Genomic DNA, 18,293 nt, shown 5'->3' with positions numbered 1-18,293 from the left:
GGGTTGAATTATGCGTGTAAACGCGATTGAATTATTCCTGCAAAACTGTCACCATCTTGAACATCTCTGTTTTGCTGAGCACCGCGCCGTGTGAATTGAGGACAGCCAATTGGATATCCGCTCCCGCGCCGATTAGATCCTGGCTGACGGAAAAGGCGGCTACACCTTCTTCCGCTTTGCGCCAGGCGATTTCTTCGATCGGCTCCCCATCGACCAGAAGTTTTGCGTACTTCGGTGCGCCTTCCACAAAGATTTCATAGAGGCCGCCTTTTTCTGTGACTTTCTGGACTGTCATTTCCGGATAGAGTCCCAGATGATAATCAGGTGCAGCTGTAACTTTCATATCCGGCAGCAGATCGGCGATATGGCGTTTGCCATGCAGCCAGTCATACTGGACGATCTTCAAATCTTCCATTTCCTCTGTATTACCGCCCATTTTCGATTGCCACTGGGCGTAAGGAACGACTGCCTCATCTTTTTCGCGCATGCGGTCAAGAATAGCGGTGATCACATTCCCCTCCACACCGGCCATTTCCATCGTGATCGGGCCGAATTGATTCGGTGACAAATCGAGTTGCCGCGCTTCATTGCCATCGGATTTCCATATGAAATAAGGAACTTTATGCGTAGCGAGGTAATCGTCATAATCGTTCAGCATGTCGTCCACCACGCCTGCACCGTTCGCTCCATATAATTCGTTGCCGTTCGGAAACGCCGGGAAATGGTCGCCGAAGAATACGACAATCGAAGGTTCATCGCGCTGTTCGAGATTTTCGATAAGGCGCCCGAGCTCCTTGTCGACATTATTGATGACAGCCGTATAGTAGTTCAAATACGGCTGGGTTTCCGGCGGCAAGGTGCCGTCTTTCAGAAAATCGGACTTCTCTTTCTGCCAATACGGCACGTGCCCTTCCGCAGCCACCGCATGGATAAAGTCAGGGCCTTCCGTATAATCCAGCGTTTCGAGAGTGGAATCGGTGATGTGCTTATCTTCCGGGAAAGACTGCGACGGATCGTTCGGACGGTCAAGGTCCATGAAATCACCTGAAATGAACTGATCGAACCCCAATTGCTTGTAGACCGATTCACGCTGGTAGAACCAGCCGAAATAAGTGTGGATCGCTGTGGTTTCGTAGCCCGCTTTCCGGAAAGTATGGGCCGCTGAGGGCAGCGGCTTCTTGACGAATAATTGATATGGAACAAAGTCAGCGCGCATGAATTGCATGCTGAAACCGGTCAATGCTTCAAATTCCACATTGGCAGTCCCTCCCCCAAACTCAGACGAATACATCGAACCGTGCAGCGATTCATCGTAGTACTTACGGAAATTCGGAATCGGGTCCTGCTTGAAATGCTGCTCCCCGAAGAAATACGGGTCGGCGAACGATTCACTCATGATGAAAATGACATTCGGCTTCTCGGAATTTTCCTGAGCCGGAGCCGGTTCGTAGGCCGCCCCGATCTCTTCGAGCTTATCAACCGAATAGCCTTCCGGCGGTTCCACTTCTGCTTCTTTCGCCAGCATGACAAAATTACCGAGTACGCCGTTTTGCATCAGCGCAATTTCAAGTTTCCACCACGACGTCTGGAAATTCGCCTGCTTCATCGGCGAAAATGGTTTATCCGTCCACAAGGCGAACAGGAAAAAGGCCGACAATAAAACGACGCCTGCCTTCAGCAGCCAATTCTCTTTTATACGCGGCACTGCCAGGAAGATCGCCGCGATCAGCAGCAGTAATACAATGCCCGCAACTGCCAGCAATGGAATATTGAAGTCCACCGGCAATTCGAAGCCGCCCAGTTCATCCAATAAATAAAAGTCACCGAGCGCAACCGGAGAACTGCGGAGCTCCATCTTGATTTTATTCGCGACTGCAAAAACGAGCAGCAGTATGCTGAGGATGATACCCGACAGCATGAACCAGCGCCGCGGCAGGATATAGAAAAGGTTGAATAATGCCAGGACGAGGAACGCGTTAACGAATACACGTTTGTCGAAATCCGCGAACCACTGGCCGATCGGCAGTGTCAACACTTGCCGCACAATCAGTTCCGAAACGATCAACGTCACTATCGGTAAAGCGACCATGAAGAGAATGGTCAAAATTCGGGTGGCTGTTTTGTTAAGTTTAGGTAATTTCATGATAACTCTACACTCTTTCCTTCGTTTTCAATACCAATTATGTAATAAAAACAGAACATTTTCCTGCTATTGTACCATTTTTGGAGTCGACAGTCACTCGGCGTTGGGAGAATTTGGCGTTGAGTTTGATAATCGGGCGTTCAGGGAATTAATCAGGCGCTCAGCGTAATATTCGGGCGTTCAGCTCGATATTAGGGCGCTCAGGAAAATAATCGGGCGGTCAGCATCAAAACATCTTTTTTCAGGGCAATCGGAAAACGGCATCCACCAATTCGAGTGGATGCCGCTTTTTAATGATAACTATTCACTATGCCTTTAATTCCCTCTCACATTCAAATACTCTTCAAGCGTTTTGCCGCTGGCTTTGATTTTCGGCGCTTCACCGGAACCGACATAGCGGAAATGCCACGGTTCGAACATATATCCTGTAATGCTTTCCTTGCCTTTCGGATAGCGCAGGATGAAACCGTATTTATGCGCATTCGCTGCCAGCCATCTGCCTTCTGCCGTATCGGCGAACGAAGATTCCAGCCAATGATTCTGGTTCGTTCCGCCGAAATCGAACGCCAGCCCGGATTGGTGTTCACTGTGTCCCGGACGTGCGCTGTAGCGGTCAGCTGCGGCCTGGCCGTCACGCTTCACGTAATTTTCATAAAGTGTCTTTTGGTAGGAATACGAACGATAGGAGCTGATGACACTTAAGTAGACGCCATTCGCTTTTGCTGCAGACACCATCGCATCGACACCTTTTTGGGCAACCGGGATGATTCCTGGATTATAGGTCGATGGCAAAGCATAGACTTTATTGACGACCAGGAGACCACCGGCATATTTGCCTGGCGTGTTCGTGGATGGCGCCGGATACTTCGGTGGTTCCGGCGGTGGCGGAATGACCACTGGACCAGCCTGGAATTTTGCAGGGTTCAATAAACGCGCCATGAATACCGCGAAATGCTGGCGTTCAAGACTGCTTTCCGGTTTGAAGTAGCCGCCTGGGAAACCGTCCGTCACTTTAGCGGTAGCCAATCGGCTGATATAAGCATTCGCCCAGTGCCCCGTACTAACGTCGACGAACTTCACGTTATTGTTGGCATCGAGCGCATAAGCCTCGGTCAGGATTTTCGCCATTTCAGCGCGCGTCAGCTTGCCTTTGGGATCAAAAATACGCTCGCCGTCTTTCGTGGTCTTGCCGTTGATGAAACCGATCTCTACAGCTTTTGCCACTTCGGCATAGCCTTCCCTACTGCTGTCCATGTCTGAAAATCCGGGATCTGATGCCGCCGGGTCCTCAATTTTCATTTCGCGTAAAATCATGCGGACAGCGTCCAGGCGAGTGATGCTCGCTGCCGGCCGGAACGTGCCGTCCGGATAGCCGCGGATAATTTCCAAACCGGTCAGGTATTCGATTTCCGCCTTAAAATCTTTCAAGTCCGGGAACGTGACGGCGGCTTCCGCCTTTTCCGCAGTGAATCCTGACTTGTCGAGCGTCGGCATGAACGGTGACAGCAGCACCGCAGCAGCCACAGACAATCCGATTTTCTTGAAGAACTTCCGCTTTTTCATAGTTGTCTTCCCCTCTTTCCGGCTCTCTTGCAATACCTTTACCTGCATTATATAGCAGCCATCCGGCGACAACCATGTTTTTCGAGCAAACTATCATGAAACTTTAAACCGGGTCACCCGTATTACTATGCAAGAGGTGATGAATCATGAAAAGCAGAATAATATTCCCTTTTTTGCTGGCATTCATTCTGATGCTGCTGATACCGGCACAAGTACTGGCTGTCGACTTTGAAATTACGGAAGTCCGGATTGATGCGCAATTGAATGAAGACGGCACAGCAGACGTAATCGAAAACTTCACTTATCAATTTGAAGATGATTTTGAGGGAATCACGCGTGGCCTGATCGAGAAGACAGGCACCACCATCAAAAATTTCTCTGCCACGGAAAATGACAACCCCCTGAAAGTCGAGATGGAAGACGGCGTCTATAAGATTTACCGGTCTGGTGAAGATGATGAAACCATTCAAGTTGAGCTGACTTACCAAATCAACGGTGCAGTGGAAAAGTTTGAAGATGGCGCCCAGTTCTATTGGTCATTCATTGATGAAAGCAATGAAAGCGGATACGGTGACATGACCATTTCTGTCATCCCGCCTGCAGAGTCCAATAATACACTGGCGCTGGGCTATGACGAAGCCTATAATACGGAAATGATCACCAACGAAGGCGCCGCGGTTTACGAAATGGGCCAGGTGCCGGACGGGGAGAATGTCACTGTCCGCGCAATTTTCAACCCGGAACTTTTCCCGGCGCTGACTGCGCAGGACGGAACGATCCGGGATGACTTGGCGACAGACCGTGAAGAACTGGAAAACGAAGCGGCGATTTTTGCCCAGAATCAGCAAACCGCCAAGACTATCGGAATCCCGGCCATCGCGATAGCCGGTGCGGTATTGCTCGCCGGGATTTTATTCGCATGGCTGCGGGCCGCTCAGCGTAAACGGAAAATTAATAATTATCCGTATGAATTTTTCGTGCCGAAAGAGTCGATGAGCATTCCGGCGCTGCTCTATTTCACCAACTCTGCATTCCTGTCGCCAAACGCGATTTCGGCGGCAATCATGGAGCTGATGCGAAAAGGCAATGTCCGCCAGCTGTCGGAAAACCATTTCGAACTGGTCGACCGGAATACCGATCATGCGCACGAAGAAACATTGATCAGGCTGTTGTTCGACCAAATCGGCGACGGCCGTGAGTTCACACTCGAACAAGTCGAGGAATATACCATGAACGAGGACAATCACGCTGCTTATAACGAGGCGGTCGCTGAATGGAATAAAGGCATCAGTGCTGAAGTGAAGGCGAAGAATTTCCGCGAGAAGCATCCGGCGCTGCGCTGGACGGCCGGTGCCATGAGCTTGCTGTTTATCGGTCTCGCCATTTACACCGGCATTTACGAAATCTTCCCGTGGATGGCCGCTTCCATTGTACTGGCCATGCTGGCATTCGGCTTTGCGATCGGCTATTCACCGATTACATTCGAAGGACATGAAGTGCGGCGCAATTGGCGGAAATTAAAATCGGCGATGCAGGAATTGCCCGCTGAACAATGGAACCGCTTGACGAAAGATGAAAAGCAGCGGGCTTATGCCTACCTGCTTGGCAGCGACCAGAAAACTGCGGAACGCAAAGCATCCGTCTTCACTGCTGCCGAATCGCAAGTGGACGGTTCAAGCTTCGTCATGAACCCGGTCTTCATGACGGCCATCTTCGTCTCCGCCGGCACGACTACCAGCGCTAGCGCGAGCGGCGGCGTTGCCGGATCCGGAGCAGGGGTCGGCGGCGGTGGCGGCGGATCGGGAGCGTTTTAGGATTTGGCGTATGCGATTATATGACAGGAATGATGAGACTCCGCTAGGCGGGGTCTTTTTCTTATTCGTGCGAGGGCAGAAATATCAAAATAATACTTAAATAGACTATCTAATAAGCGGAAAAGTATCACTGCGCAAGTAAATCCAGATTACCGCAAACAAATTCGATTCTAAGCAAATAAATCTGATTCTGCGCAAACAAATCAATTCCGTCAACAGATAGCTGTATCTTTCCGCTTTTCACCCACTCAAAAAACCGATGCCAGCAGATCAGAATCCGCCGGAACCGGTTTCCACACACAATCTATTCGTTTCTACCCCTGATGCTTCCCTAAAAACTCCAGCATCCGGCTATAAACTTCAATTTCGTTCTCTTTGCGCGAGAATCCATGCCCCTCGTCATCCAATACCAGATATTCCACGTCGCGGCCCGCTTCCTGCAGCTTCGCGACAATCTGATCGGATTCTTCTTTGACGACACGCGGATCCTTCGCCCCTTGGATGACCAGCATCGGCTTGACCATGCCGTCGAGATACGTCGTCGGCGTGTCTTTGATGAAGCGTTCTTTGTCACGTTCCGGGTTGCCGATCCAGCGTTCCATCATCGGCTTCCAATGTTCCGGCACCGAATTATAGAACGTGAACAGGTCGGATACGCCGAAGATGTCGACGACGGCTTTGAAATATTCCGGATGGCGGCCGTGCAGCAATAGCGCCATATAGCCGCCGTAGCTCCCGCCGACCAGGAATAATTTATCGCGGTCGCTGATGCCTTCTTCAAACAGCCATTCGATTCCCGCGAGGCAATCGAGGCGCGGCCCTTCGCCCCAGTCCTGCTCGACCAGTTTGACGAATGACGCACCGTAGCCGGTGCTGCCGCGGAAGTTTGGCGCGAAAATCGTGTACCCCCGGTTCAGGAAGCACTGGAACATCGAGCGGAAAATTTTACGCTCCGCTGCCTGTGGCCCGCCGTGTGGCCAGAATATCGTATGGCCATTATCGTTATCCGGCTTGGCTCTGAATAATAAAGCCTCGATTGCCATCCCGTCAAATGATTGATAAGTGACCACATCCGGTTCCACCATATCTTCGGATTCCAGACCAAGTACATTATTCTTCGTTAATTGCGTCCATTCTGCCCCATCTTCCGAATGGAAAATATTATGGGGCACAGTTGCGCTGCGGCCTAATACGTATACGGTACCTGATTTCGTCACCACCACTTTATCGATGCTGGCTGCTGGTGCATCCAGCTTCACCGGATTTTCCATTTTCAGATCCGCACGGTAAAGATAATCGGTGACCCCTTTTTCCGTCGTGATATAAAATGTTTCACTTTCCTTATGCCATTTCAAGCTTTCCACGCTTTCATCCTCAATCGACATTATACGTGAAAACTCTTTCGTATCGATTTCAAACTTCGCCACATAATTATATTCACTGTCGAAATTCGTTACGAAATAAATCGTGTTATCATCAGTGAATACTGGGTCTGACGCAACATGCACCTGTGACGCATCCGGCGTCAGGTTATATGTTTCATCACCGATTTTCACGAATGACGTTACGTAAGTGTTAGCGAAGGCACGCGAATAAACAAGCGCTTTTTCATTGTCGGACACAGCCGCAAGTTCGGTAGCACCGCCTTCCCCTTCAAGCAAAATCGTATCTGAGCCATCTTCCAGGTTGCGGACGCGCGTATTCAAGTAAGTCGGATTACCGTTCGACGTCATGTAATACACCCGTTTGCCATCATCGCTCAAATGGGAAAAGAAATATTTTTCATCCGGCTCACCCGTGATCAGCGGCTGCGGCAGTCCGCCTTCATATGGCAGCGCATAGATCTGATGGTTTTCATCGCCGTCTTTGTCATACCCCGCCAGCACAAAACGGTTTTCCGGATCGAATTTGATGAAACTTACCGACTCGTCTCGCTGCGCGAATAAATAAGGGAACCCGTTCGGCAAATCCATTGCCCATAAATTCACATTGCCATTCAGATTCGAACTGAAAATCAATCGTTTCTCATCGCGGCTCACCGCAAAATCAGAAATCGTATATGTACGGAAAAACTGCTCTACTGTCGGTTTTGGAAAATTAATCACATCGTGGCCCCCTGTTTGCTTATTCATTTTTCTGAGATGACTGAATCTTGTGCATGTATACTTATCATACCTTAATTAGTTTGATGACGACAACGCGCATTACAAATACCACACAATTCTGATAATAGTTGGTGACCTGTCCCCAACTTTTCGTTACAATAGTAAGTGAACGTGAAAACGTGACGCCAAGAATCTCTTTTTACCAAGGACCATACACCCAAGGAGGCTTCCCGATGACGAATTTACAGGAAATTGCCCAGTCAGATGATTACGGGCAATTTGAATTGAAAGAATTATACCAAGCTACCCAAATGCTTTTGCAGGATTTCCAAAAAACGAAAACAGAACCTGAAAAGCTGCAAGATATACTTGACCATCTGAAGAAACGCCTTGAAGGACAAGCGGCTTATCCGCTTGCAATCCTATTGGAATCAAGCCAGCTCGGCATCCGCCATCAATTGCAGAATGAATGGAACAGCCCGATGAAACAGCGTCAGCTTTTCCTGTTCGAAAGCCTGTTCTTCCAATTCCGCGGCAAGGTCCCGCCGACCATCTGGAATCAGATCTGCCTGAATTATGCAGAAGTGCTCATTTATGTCGGCCGTTCGATGGACGGAATGCACGTACTCGAACAGATGGTCGAACATGAGAATGACGATCCCTCCTATCAGCGCAAAGAAGCGGAACGCGGCTGGGGGCTCCTGTTTTATTCCACATTCCTCACAGGCAAGGAAGAAAAAGCCGATGCGCTTCATAAAGCGCGCGAATTGCTGAGCGAAGGTGCGGAGAAAATCACCGACGCCAATGGCAGCGCACTTTATGCGGACCGCCTCAAATTGGCGCAGAAAATGCTGGGTGAAATCGGGCCGGTCGATATCACAGGGAATTATAAGCCGAACTTTTTCGAAGGCCGTGAGAAAGAATATCGCGACTGGTGCGCGAAACAGCATTTATTGCTCAATCCCGACAACGAAGTCGACCCTGAAGGCACGATGAAACTCGATACGCTGCGCTATCGCTACAAAGGCGAGGATAAAGACCGCGGCGTGTTCCTCGAGGCTTTCATGGATTCCCTCATTGCGGAATTCACGGGGCACCGCGAGAAATTGTATGACGCACTCGAGCTCGACAAAACCGAGCCGATGCGCAATGAGCAGCTGAAGACCGTTTACCGTGAATCGTTCTCGTTATTCAATAAAACCGCTCAATTCATCAACCATTATTATAAACTTGAAGTGAAGAACCAGCACGCGGTCATGCAGCGCATCTGGTTCGAGGAAGAACATCCGAAAAATCCGTTGAAGCCGTTTATCCGCGATACGAAGAACAGCGCCCTGAAGGCATTGTACTGGTTATCCAAAGAAGTCTACGGCTACGAGCGTTCTGAATCCCAGAACCTCGCCATGATCCGTTCCCTCCAATTGCGTGATCAGATGGAACGCAGTTTCGTTCAGGTCATCACGAAACAAGAGGAAATCGCCAAAACGGGCGAGCTCCGCAAACATCAGATGACACAGGCCGAGCTTGAGCGCCTGGCGCTGTCCACCACGTTCAAAGCCCGCAACGCTTTGATGTATCTCGGGTTTGCGGTTGGTATGGAGAAAGAATAATCGATAGAGAAAAGCCGTCCTTCTTTGGTTGAGGGACGGCTTTTGTTATGAAAAAAGCTTTCGCGGTCCGCGAAAGCTTCCTTTTAAAGATTGGACGGTTTTCGCTTTGCGAAAACCATCCGCTAAGGGCGTGGGCTTTTTCGCATTTCGCCTGGTTTTGGCGAAATGCATCCATTACAGGGGCTTGACCTTGGGTGGAGGGAATCCTTGGTAATCGGCAGTCTACGGAGAAAGAAGCATTTTTATCATTTCAAGCACATAGTTATCTTGTTGAGCATAAAATGGCTTTTCCCGCGCATAAAGTGTCGTGTCGCACGCATAAAACTTCTTCTCCCGCCCACAAAAATCCAGCCAACAAAAAAGCCCTCTCCAACAGACCCGAAAGTCTGCCGGAGATGGCTTAAAACCTAAAATTTATCTTCTATAACACGCTATTCGGATGCGGCTTCGTGATGTCGACCGCATACACGTCGATTTTGTTGACGATCAGGTCGCGGATGCCATAAATCGGACGCTCGTTGCGCTCCGTTTCCTCTATATAAGAATTGACCTTTTCCTGGAGCTGGATGCCAACCGACTTGCCGCCGCTCGCATCTTCGAAACTCTCACGGAAAGCCTGCTCGTACCAAAGGTTCGACACTTGGATATTCTTCAATGTGCCTTCCTCTTCGTTCGTCCCCACCACCAGGTAATGGTTGCCGTATTCGTCCCTCACCAAATCGTTGGTCTGGATATTTTGCATACTCATCGTTTCATGTCCCCTTCCATTCATCTTTTTTGACCCATATGTAGGATGTCTTCCTTACTTTGTATTCTCTAAATCCATGCCAAATAAACCCGAAAATCAGAATCCGTCTTCCTTCCAGCTTGCAAGGTTTTATTCTGCCGCCTCATCCTGACCGGTTTCCGGATAGACGACCACCGCGCCGTCCTCTTCCTTCACCTCAGCCTCTGCACCCCACATACCTACCTCATGTTCAACCAGCTCGATGCTTTCATCTTTCCCGTCAATGATATGAAAAACTTTATGGCCGTTCGCGACGAGCCAATTGCTGATCAGAAACCGGTGGCAGCGCGAAGGATGCCGCTCCGAGCAGCAGTAGGCCACACGCCGATCTGATGCCAGTGCCAGCAATTCATCGATGCCTTCCTTGAATTCATCCGTCAATGTATAGTCGGCATAATTATGGAATGAACGATTATTCCAGCCTGCGTTAACTTCGTTGTCAATTTCCTTCGACTTGCGCCTGCGTCCGCCGAGCTTCGGAAAATGCTGATAGGTGATGTTCTCAGCCTCCAGCCATTTTGGAAAAACGTCCTTCGAAAACTGCGGCCATTTGCGGCTGCCGGGAAAAGCCCGCACATCCGCCAGCACTTCAATTGAATTCTCCTTGAGCATCTTCTCGAAGAATTCCTTAGAATGGCTTGAATGGCCAATCGTGTAAATTTTCATTCTGTTCCCCCTCCCACTAATGCTTCTCTTATACTCATTCCTGTCAGCCACTGGAATTAAACAATACACAGTAAAAACCGCCTGCAGAATTTTCTCCACAAGCGGTTTCATGCTAATCTATTTCATTTTCCAATTCTTATTGTCGTTTTTTATGAAGGTTTCCTCGCCTGTCTCCGGATCACGGATGATTTTATCTTCCGTCGGCACGTCTTCTTTGCCCTCGTCCGGTGCATTTTCATGCTCGTTGCCGATTGAATGCTTTTCGTTGTGTCCATGACGATGGCGTTCACCGTCTATATTTTCTTTTTCGTTCACGCTATCAAGAATTTTATCGATATATGAATCATTGCCGCTGCCGCCTGTCCCTTTTCTTGTCATTACAGATTCCTCCCATAGAAACGTTTTCTCTTTATTTACCCATTCGGCTGTAAATTAATCCGAGCCTGCAATTGACGGCAGCCGCCGATTTTATTTCCTTTACAATTCTTAACACGGTTGTTTCAAACGCTTTACATCCAATGGGGATAATGGAGTTGGCAAGAGAATGAAAGGAGCTGGAGAAAGCATGAAAATTGCAGTGATTGGCGACTTGCATTATCCGACGGTGAAAGAGGAATATGCATTGTCGCAGCGGGAACGGCAGGATTTTTATGAAAGCTTCATGGCGCATTTTTTCTCGGTACCGGCTGACCTCTACGTATCGATCGGTGATCTGACCAATTTTGGCACGCAGGATGAACTGGAAGGCATCTATACAATCATCGACCAGCACCAGAAACCGTTCGTCCATGTCCTTGGAAACCATGATGTCTATGCGCTGCCACGGGAAGAAGTCCTGAAGATCACAAAGCAGGACCGCTTCCATTCCCTGTCGACTGATTCCGCGGTGCTGGCCTTTCTCGACACGGCGCAGGAACAGAACTATGAAGACTGGGGCGGAACCTTAGATCTCGAGCAGCAGTTCTGGCTCGCGGATGTCGTTGTAGATTCCGGCAATCGCCCTTTGCTCGTCTTTGGCCATCATCCCGTTTACGGCACCACTAAAAACTCCAGCAAAGAAAAACGTTCCATTTCACCCGATATTCCCATGTGGGATCTTTTGAATAATAAACAAAATGCCGGTCTGTACGTGAACGGCCATAACCATTTCAATTCCATCGCCGCGCGTGAACAATGGACATTCCTGCAGATAGCGGCTGTACTGGATGAACAGGCCGTCCGCGTCATCGACATTTCAGAAGCCATGATTTCCATCGATTATGTCCCATTTGTCGATCCCAACCTGCGGCAACAGGCCCGAAACATCGGCAATGCCATTGATCATTTCAGCCTCAACACACATCGGCTCGGATCAGAAGCCGACGTGAAATACGCAATCCCATTGGCAGCGCCAACCATTAAAACGACGTAAGGAGGAATTCAGATGGAAGACAATAAAAAACATCGTTCCGAAGAGGAAGCCACACAAGCCAACCTGGACATCCAGGAAGAATTAGACGACAACGAAAACGGCCATGACGAAACTTCTTCGCCGGTTCCCTTTGTCGCCAATAATACCGCGCCATTAATGCCGGATAAAAAGAAGAAAGAGAAATAACAAGCCAAAACACCGAAATGCGCAAAGGCGGCTGCCTTTGCGCATTTTCACTTATTCCTCTAAAGCGTTGGATTAATCTTGATTTTAAATCCCTCGTCCACAACACTTCTTATACTTCTTCCCACTGCCGCACATACACGGATCATTGCGTCCCATCTTCTGATCGCTTCCGCCCACGGGACGCTGCTCTTTAGACAGCGGCGACAATGGTTTCAATCTTGATATTTCGCGAGGAGTGTGGCCGCAATTGGCCCACAGTCGCTGGTTATTGGCGAAATTCATTGCTTTCTGCGCGACTTTATTGACGTCTTCCATATTTTCAAAAGGTGGAAGATGTGAAAGCATGGCGGTCATCGCAGTATTGAAGGAGTCAGCAATCTGCAGATCCATACCGAAGTTCCATAAAACCTGATCCACATCGACCGGTTGCAGTTTCGAAAAATTCGGTTTTAAAGCTGTTTTGAGCTCCTCATAAGGAATATTTTTTTCGATGTACCCACTGGCAGTGTATTTCAGTAATTCTTCTTTTTCTGGCATATACCAGTCTTTCCCTGCCTGTTCCTGTCGAATTTTCTCTGGAGATCCCAAATCCTGCAGCAGCGGATGGACGAAACTCATCCCTTCCCTCAGCACAGCGCCATCCGTTTGTTCTGACCATTCTTTCGAAGTGACCAAGCTTACAAAAGTATTCAGCTTTACATACATCTGCGGATTCTGTTTATTAAAAATCGCAAGAACTTGTTTATCAGGCACGATGCCGTAGAGATTTGTACAGGCCCGGACGTAATCATAGAACAGGGCTTCATCCAAGCCATCCGGCAGTTCTGCGCGCTCTTTTTCGTCTTCTACTAAGTATTTATCAGAGATGATTTCATGATTCAAGTGATTGATTTTATTCCATTCCGTCTTCTGGATTTTTAAATGCTTCAATATTTGATTGGTCCATTTCCGGTCGTATGTACGGAAATTCTGTTCTTTGCTCCACCACAGCAAATGGTCATGTTCAGGATGCTGCGGGTCGGCCAGCACTTGTTTCATATGAATAAAACCGGGAACGCCGCCAACGTCTTCAGGTGGCGCATCCCCTGCTCCGTCCAATAAAGTCGGATAGCCAAAATGATAATCGTCTACAATTTGCTCCAGCTCGATTACAAATTGCCAATTGTCGCCAAAATCATATGTATAAGACAGTGAGCGGTATTTCTCCAAATAAACATCAATTTTCAGGGACTGCGGCTTGCGCACTTTCATCGGACCTTTCTTTTTCCCTTTCGACTCTTCATAGATGACGGGCTCATCCGTCACCACTAAATTTTCTTCAGGTAAACGGAATTCATGGAAATGATAAGGAATCTGCATAGAGGAGCTTTGAAAGTTTGTCGATTCCTGAATAATGGCGTGCAATTTCTGAAACGTTGCACCTGCCGGCAAAATGATGCGTCGCCAAACCTTGGGCTCCACATCCTGCATTTTTACATATATGATATAAGCCTTCATCCTAACACCCGCTTTTTCTTTTTAGCATAACATAAGAAAAATGCACAGGTTCCAATACCCATGCATTTCCACTTCACTCACTTCACAATTGTCCGTTTCTTAATCGCCCGAATCCAAAATCCTCCGTATATCGTTTTCGCGTCATACGCCACGATGAACGCATTCGGATCCAGTTCCTTCACTGTCTTATAAAGATTGACTTCCTGCTTTTTCGGCATCAGGATCTGCAGCGAACTGCGTTTCCCTTCAAAGCCGTTCGTCTCCCAGTCCGTTACGCCATAGCCGCGTTCGCGCAATTGCAGCGCAAGCGCCCCGCTGTTATCCTGCGAAATGACGCTGGCGGTCACATAGCCAAGGCTCAGTTTATCTTCGATTTTCGAACCGACGATGATACCGGCCGCAAAGCCGAGCGCATACGCCAATAAATTCTGGATATTCCCGACATTATCCAGCACCATTCCCAGTCCCAGCAAGTTGATGATGACTTCCAGCACCGACAAGCCGGCTGCCGAATATTGATAGCCCTTTAATGTCAGAATCATGCGAATCGTCGACAAGGTGACGAAGCTGAGGCTGATACTGAAAATGATGACGATCAAAAGAAGAGGATGCATATCCATCCAGTATTCCCTCCGTTCATTTATGTAATATTTTCCATATTTTTTTATTCGATAACATGTTTTTCCCCTGCTGAAAAAGAATAAACACGTTGAACAGCAATTGCTACATATCTCATAAGTTGTGCCGGAGGATAAAGTCCTTTATTTCATCCCATACAAAAGCTGCGATCCAGAACCCCAAAAGGTCCCGAACCGCAGCTATTTTTCTCTTATCTGAAATTCTTCTCCACATATTCCGCTTCCTGCTCCGCAGACATCAACCCGGTCGCCCGTCCGACTGTGCCATTATGCCAGTTCCAGATTGTATTATGGACAGATACCGCATTGCTGAAATCGCCTTCCTGCCAGGACAGGAGCGTCTTTTCGTAGAAATCGCTGTGCTTATAATGATCGTAGTTCTCTTTGACGATCTTCAGCATGTTCCCGATATTTTCTTCGGACATCTCGACCGCTCCCCGCTTCTTATCAGCGGTGATCTTTTGATGCGTCATCTGGTGGAGATAAATCTGCACCCGTTCTTCGTCCATATCGGCATCTGTCTTATCCACCGTTTTTGTCTCTTCTGTTGCCTCTGTCGTCTCCGCGCTCACTTCGCGCTGTTCGATTTCCTCGGCGACTTTACTGATCTCACCGCCATCATCTTCAAGAAAATCCTGTACGAACCAGTAGCCGGCACCGCCGAGCAGCAGTAATCCGATCAGTGAAAATAAAATCGTTTGAAGTACTTTTTTCATCATTTGCCCTCCCTGTATGTCTTCAGCCAGGTTTGATAATTTGTATGATTGCATTAATCTTGGAATACCTATGCTTTATGACCTATCCAAGTATACAGGAAAATACTCCTGAACTCTTTCATTTTGCCTGGCAGAATTTAGTAACCATTCTTTTATTCCATAAGGTTGATTCAAAATAAATGCTCGGGATAAGCTTATCGATTAGAATTATAGGGTAAGTTTGACAGTAGCAGGATTAAAATGGAAAAGGAGAAATGCCTGATGAACTTTGTTACATTGAACAATAATTTAAAAATGCCGCAGCTCGGTTTCGGCGTGTGGCAAGTGGAAGATGCGAAAGCGACGGAAGCTGTAGCGAAAGCGTTGGAAACAGGATACACTTCCATCGATACCGCTATGATCTATAAAAATGAAATCGGTGTGGGTAAAGCACTGAAAGAAACAAAAATTCCGCGTGAAGAATTGTTTATCACAACTAAAGTCTGGAACAGTGACCAAGGCTATGAAAATACCTTACGGGCATTCGATGAAAGCCTTGAGCGTTTGGGTCTTGAATATGTGGACCTTTACCTGATCCACTGGCCGACGCCTGAATTCGACGAGTACATCGATACATATAAGGCGATGGAAAAATTGTATAAAGATGGCCGCGTCAAAGCGATCGGCGTCTGCAATTTTGAAATCGAGCATCTGGAGCGCCTGCTTGCGGAATGCGACGTGCCGCCGGTATTGAATCAGGTCGAATGCCATCCGTACCTGGCACAGAACGAGCTGAAGGAATTCTGCGCCAAGCATAATATTTATTTGGAAGCATGGAGCCCGCTTGAACAAGGCGGCGAAGTGCTGCAGGATGAAACTATCCAGAAAATCGCTGACGCGCATGGCAAAACGCCTGCCCAAGCCGTCCTTCGCTGGCACCTGCAGAATGACACCATTGCCATCCCGAAATCCGTCACACCTTCCCGCATCGAGGAAAACTTCGACGTTTTCGACTTCGAGCTGACAGCGGATGAAATGGAGCAGATTAATGCGTTAAATAAAGACCGCCGCAAAGGCGCACATCCTAATGAGATGAATGTGAGATAATAAAAGAAAAGCGACGGTACCCGTTCAGCTCTGAAAAGCATAAGACGGACCAGCAGAGTGGCGTTCTGTGCCACGGGAGATGGGCTGGCTTATGACTCGAAGAGCTGGGTCACCGGAGTCTGGACAAAGAAAAATGCGGATGAGTGATCATCCGGATTTTTTTTATTTTGTTGAGAAAGTCAGGAAACAGATATTCCGCGAAACAGCTTCGCTTTCCTGGGGGCTTGCACTGAGCTAACTCGGTCTCGCTTCCCTTCGCCCGAGTGGATCTCAGCACTTCGCTCGAAACACAGTTGGAAAGCCAACTGTGTCTAATCCCCTGGGAGTCTCGCTGTTTTGCTCCATATCTCAGAATCGCTTTCTATTAAGGACGTAGTCTAACAATTTTTTCCGATAAAAATATTCATCTATTATACAGATATAAAATGCAGCAGCAGCCGGCGAAGATCAAAGAGGTGCTCCTGCATCTCTGCGCTGCTTCGTCGCAAAGACTTGTCCTCGCTAGCTTCGGCCAATGTCTTTCCTGCAGGATACAGAGCGAGTCCTGAGCCTCCTGCGGAACGCGTCAGGCTGCAGCGAAATGATTGAAGAAGTTGATGTGTCTCGACAACCTAAAAACTCCGGATGAGTGATCATCCGGAGTTTTTATGGAATAAAGTTCGTAAAATGGTCTTGAAACCTCATGTTTTTGTTGGTTTTTCGCTTTTCGCCTGCGAAAAGCATCCATTTGTTTTTGGCTCTGGGGTTTTGGAGAGGTTTGAGGGGGCATGTAGCCGCTCTTATTTCCAGTATTTGGACTTACTGTCCGTTAGAGTCCATTTACTGTCCATTAGACGCTGTTTACTGTCCATTAGACGCTGTTTACTGTCCATTAGACGCTGTTTACTGTCCATTAGACGCTGTTTACTGTCCATTAGACGCTGTTTACTGTCCATTAGAGATTTTCAGCTCGAACTGCTTCCTTCTAATGCAGACTAGAAGGCTAAGCTACACCAATTCTTCATTGCATAATATTCCCAACCTAAAACCCACACACCTGTCCCCTACTTAAACCAACCCAGCCTCCTGAACCAGCCAAACATCGCCACCGCCAGAACCACCATGACGACCAAGGTCAGAAAGTAGCCATACTGCCACGTCAGCTCTGGCATGTGTTCGAAATTCATGCCGTAGATTCCCGCGATGAATGTCAGCGGCGCGAAAATCGACGTGATGATGGTCAGGACTTTCATGACGTTATTGGTCTGATGTGAATTAAGGGAAAGATAGCTGTCGCGGATATCCGCCGTCAGCTCCCGGTTCGACATGACCATTTCGGACAGTTTCAGCAGGTGGTCGTAAATATCCGAGAAATACTCGCGGCGGTCCTGGATTTCATTTAAATGATGCGAATTCAGCATGCGGTATAAAAGATCGCGCATCGGGTTGACGGTCTGCCGCAGGCTGAGCAGCAGCGAACGCGAATCGAAGAGTTCCGTCATGAGAACGTCCATCGATTTCTGCTGCGTATTGTCCTCGATTTTTGCCAGGCTTTCTTCGATTTCGTAAACGAGCGGGAAATAATTGTCGACGATTTTGTCGAGCACTTCGTAAAACACATAGAACGGATTCCATTTCTCCAGGTTCCGGTGCGCCAAAAGCCGCTGCCATACCTGATTTACTTCTTTCGAAGCGCTCCAATGGAATGTGACGATGAACGAATCACCGACAAAGAAATCCAATTCCTCTTTGACCAGCTCCATCTCCTCTTCCCGCACATTATGCGTGACGAAAAACGTGTGGTCGTCGTAATAATCCAGCTTCGGCCGCTGCAGCCGGTGAATGCAGTCCTCGATTGCCAGCGGGTGGAACTTGAATGTATACGCCAAATGCTGAAGCTCCTCGTCCGTCGGCTGGTCAAAATCCGTCCAGAACCATTGATATCGCGAAAAATCCACGCTTTCCAGCGGTATGTCCGCCTCTAATTCATTATCATGCGTAATGCCAATCACTTTGATCATCTATGTACCACCTCTTGCACGCCGGCTGAAGAGCCAGCGGATTTCTTCTATACTCCATATACTACCCTTTT

General features: G+C 48.3%; 16 protein-coding genes. 5 read left to right on the top strand and 11 right to left on the bottom strand.

Going from position 1 to position 18,293, the window contains the following annotated elements; translation table 11 throughout:
• Positions 1 to 31: 31 nt before the first annotated feature.
• Together CXF70_RS10655 and CXF70_RS10650 are read right to left on the bottom strand one after the other, a co-directional pair.
• Entirely contained in the window at positions 32 to 2,143 is a 2,112-nt protein-coding gene (locus CXF70_RS10655; protein ID WP_101802649.1) for an LTA synthase family protein, read from the bottom strand.
• Positions 2,144 to 2,458: 315 nt separating this feature from the next.
• Positions 2,459 to 3,706, bottom strand: a complete 1,248-nt coding sequence (locus CXF70_RS10650; protein WP_101802648.1) for a D-alanyl-D-alanine carboxypeptidase family protein — start codon at positions 3,704 to 3,706, stop codon at positions 2,459 to 2,461.
• A 146-nt stretch (positions 3,707 to 3,852) separates the two neighbouring features.
• On the opposite strand from CXF70_RS10650, the gene CXF70_RS10645 reads away from it, so the two are divergent.
• A complete protein-coding gene (locus CXF70_RS10645; protein WP_101802647.1) occupies positions 3,853 to 5,520 on the top strand; it encodes a DUF2207 domain-containing protein in 1,668 nt (555 codons plus the stop codon).
• Between the two features lie 314 nt (positions 5,521 to 5,834).
• Here CXF70_RS10645 and CXF70_RS10640 read toward each other — a convergent pair whose 3' ends face one another.
• Complete coding sequence (locus tag CXF70_RS10640; protein WP_101802646.1) at positions 5,835 to 7,625, bottom strand: S9 family peptidase; 1,791 nt, start codon at positions 7,623 to 7,625, stop codon at positions 5,835 to 5,837.
• Positions 7,626 to 7,858: 233 nt separating this feature from the next.
• Between CXF70_RS10640 and CXF70_RS10635 the strand changes: the two genes are divergently transcribed.
• On the top strand, positions 7,859 to 9,235 hold the full coding sequence (locus CXF70_RS10635; RefSeq protein WP_101802645.1) for an LA2681 family HEPN domain-containing protein: 1,377 nt from the start codon (positions 7,859 to 7,861) through the stop codon (positions 9,233 to 9,235).
• Positions 9,236 to 9,656: 421 nt separating this feature from the next.
• Here CXF70_RS10635 and CXF70_RS10630 read toward each other — a convergent pair whose 3' ends face one another.
• The 3 genes from CXF70_RS10630 to CXF70_RS10620 form a co-directional block, all read right to left on the bottom strand.
• Positions 9,657 to 9,983, bottom strand: a complete 327-nt coding sequence (locus tag CXF70_RS10630; RefSeq protein WP_101802644.1) for a hypothetical protein — start codon at positions 9,981 to 9,983, stop codon at positions 9,657 to 9,659.
• A gap of 129 nt (positions 9,984 to 10,112) precedes the next feature.
• The gene (locus CXF70_RS10625) at positions 10,113 to 10,688 is read right to left on the bottom strand and encodes a DUF488 domain-containing protein (protein WP_101802643.1); all 576 of its coding nucleotides are present in this window, start codon (positions 10,686 to 10,688) and stop codon (positions 10,113 to 10,115) included.
• A gap of 117 nt (positions 10,689 to 10,805) precedes the next feature.
• Positions 10,806 to 11,066 (bottom strand): hypothetical protein, encoded by a 261-nt coding sequence (locus CXF70_RS10620; RefSeq protein ID WP_101802642.1) that lies wholly within the window; start codon positions 11,064 to 11,066, stop codon positions 10,806 to 10,808.
• Between the two features lie 187 nt (positions 11,067 to 11,253).
• Between CXF70_RS10620 and CXF70_RS10615 the strand changes: the two genes are divergently transcribed.
• Both CXF70_RS10615 and CXF70_RS18195 read left to right on the top strand, forming a co-directional pair.
• Entirely contained in the window at positions 11,254 to 12,099 is an 846-nt protein-coding gene (locus CXF70_RS10615) for a metallophosphoesterase family protein (RefSeq protein ID WP_158241187.1), read from the top strand.
• 12 nt (positions 12,100 to 12,111) lie between these two features.
• Entirely contained in the window at positions 12,112 to 12,285 is a 174-nt protein-coding gene (locus CXF70_RS18195) for a hypothetical protein (RefSeq protein ID WP_158241186.1), read from the top strand.
• 84 nt (positions 12,286 to 12,369) lie between these two features.
• Here CXF70_RS18195 and CXF70_RS10610 read toward each other — a convergent pair whose 3' ends face one another.
• The 3 genes from CXF70_RS10610 to CXF70_RS10600 form a co-directional block, all read right to left on the bottom strand.
• On the bottom strand, positions 12,370 to 13,782 hold the full coding sequence (locus CXF70_RS10610; protein WP_101802640.1) for a plasmid pRiA4b ORF-3 family protein: 1,413 nt from the start codon (positions 13,780 to 13,782) through the stop codon (positions 12,370 to 12,372).
• A gap of 77 nt (positions 13,783 to 13,859) precedes the next feature.
• Positions 13,860 to 14,402 (bottom strand): DUF2179 domain-containing protein, encoded by a 543-nt coding sequence (locus tag CXF70_RS10605; RefSeq protein WP_084244458.1) that lies wholly within the window; start codon positions 14,400 to 14,402, stop codon positions 13,860 to 13,862.
• 209 nt (positions 14,403 to 14,611) lie between these two features.
• Entirely contained in the window at positions 14,612 to 15,136 is a 525-nt protein-coding gene (locus tag CXF70_RS10600) for a DUF6241 domain-containing protein (protein ID WP_101802639.1), read from the bottom strand.
• 261 nt (positions 15,137 to 15,397) lie between these two features.
• Here CXF70_RS10600 and CXF70_RS10595 point away from each other — a divergent pair, with 261 nt between their 5' ends.
• Entirely contained in the window at positions 15,398 to 16,222 is an 825-nt protein-coding gene (locus CXF70_RS10595) for an aldo/keto reductase (RefSeq protein ID WP_101802720.1), read from the top strand.
• Positions 16,223 to 17,001: 779 nt separating this feature from the next.
• Here the strand turns inward: CXF70_RS10595 and CXF70_RS18190 are convergent.
• Both CXF70_RS18190 and corA read right to left on the bottom strand, forming a co-directional pair.
• On the bottom strand, positions 17,002 to 17,157 hold the full coding sequence (locus CXF70_RS18190) for a hypothetical protein (protein WP_158241185.1): 156 nt from the start codon (positions 17,155 to 17,157) through the stop codon (positions 17,002 to 17,004).
• Between the two features lie 108 nt (positions 17,158 to 17,265).
• Positions 17,266 to 18,222: a magnesium/cobalt transporter CorA gene (gene corA / locus CXF70_RS10590; protein ID WP_101802638.1), complete on the bottom strand. Its 957-nt coding sequence runs from the start codon at positions 18,220 to 18,222 to the stop codon at positions 17,266 to 17,268.
• Positions 18,223 to 18,293 lie beyond the last annotated feature (71 nt).

This window comes from Planomicrobium sp. MB-3u-38 (assembly GCF_002836425.1).
GTDB lineage: Bacteria > Bacillota > Bacilli > Bacillales_A > Planococcaceae > Planococcus > Planococcus okeanokoites.
This window is presented reverse-complemented; position numbering and strand designations above follow the sequence as displayed.

What these genes read in the sequence shown, in the direction of transcription:
- CXF70_RS10650 (WP_101802648.1), bottom strand. Translation starts at nt 3,706, where the DNA reads ATGAAAAAGCGGAAGTTCTTCAAGAAAATCGGATTGTCTGTGGCTGCT.
- CXF70_RS10615 (WP_158241187.1), top strand. Translation starts at nt 11,254, where the DNA reads ATGAAAATTGCAGTGATTGGCGACTTGCATTATCCGACGGTGAAAGAG.
- CXF70_RS10645 (WP_101802647.1), top strand. Translation starts at nt 3,853, where the DNA reads ATGAAAAGCAGAATAATATTCCCTTTTTTGCTGGCATTCATTCTGATG.
- CXF70_RS18195 (WP_158241186.1), top strand. Translation starts at nt 12,112, where the DNA reads ATGGAAGACAATAAAAAACATCGTTCCGAAGAGGAAGCCACACAAGCC.
- corA (WP_101802638.1), bottom strand. Translation starts at nt 18,222, where the DNA reads ATGATCAAAGTGATTGGCATTACGCATGATAATGAATTAGAGGCGGAC.
- CXF70_RS10655 (WP_101802649.1), bottom strand. Translation starts at nt 2,143, where the DNA reads ATGAAATTACCTAAACTTAACAAAACAGCCACCCGAATTTTGACCATT.
- CXF70_RS10630 (WP_101802644.1), bottom strand. Translation starts at nt 9,983, where the DNA reads ATGAGTATGCAAAATATCCAGACCAACGATTTGGTGAGGGACGAATAC.
- CXF70_RS10600 (WP_101802639.1), bottom strand. Translation starts at nt 15,136, where the DNA reads ATGAAAAAAGTACTTCAAACGATTTTATTTTCACTGATCGGATTACTG.
- CXF70_RS10595 (WP_101802720.1), top strand. Translation starts at nt 15,398, where the DNA reads ATGAACTTTGTTACATTGAACAATAATTTAAAAATGCCGCAGCTCGGT.
- CXF70_RS10635 (WP_101802645.1), top strand. Translation starts at nt 7,859, where the DNA reads ATGACGAATTTACAGGAAATTGCCCAGTCAGATGATTACGGGCAATTT.
- CXF70_RS18190 (WP_158241185.1), bottom strand. Translation starts at nt 17,157, where the DNA reads ATGGACAGTAAACAGCGTCTAATGGACAGTAAACAGCGTCTAATGGAC.
- CXF70_RS10610 (WP_101802640.1), bottom strand. Translation starts at nt 13,782, where the DNA reads ATGAAGGCTTATATCATATATGTAAAAATGCAGGATGTGGAGCCCAAG.
- CXF70_RS10625 (WP_101802643.1), bottom strand. Translation starts at nt 10,688, where the DNA reads ATGAAAATTTACACGATTGGCCATTCAAGCCATTCTAAGGAATTCTTC.
- CXF70_RS10605 (WP_084244458.1), bottom strand. Translation starts at nt 14,402, where the DNA reads ATGGATATGCATCCTCTTCTTTTGATCGTCATCATTTTCAGTATCAGC.
- CXF70_RS10620 (WP_101802642.1), bottom strand. Translation starts at nt 11,066, where the DNA reads ATGACAAGAAAAGGGACAGGCGGCAGCGGCAATGATTCATATATCGAT.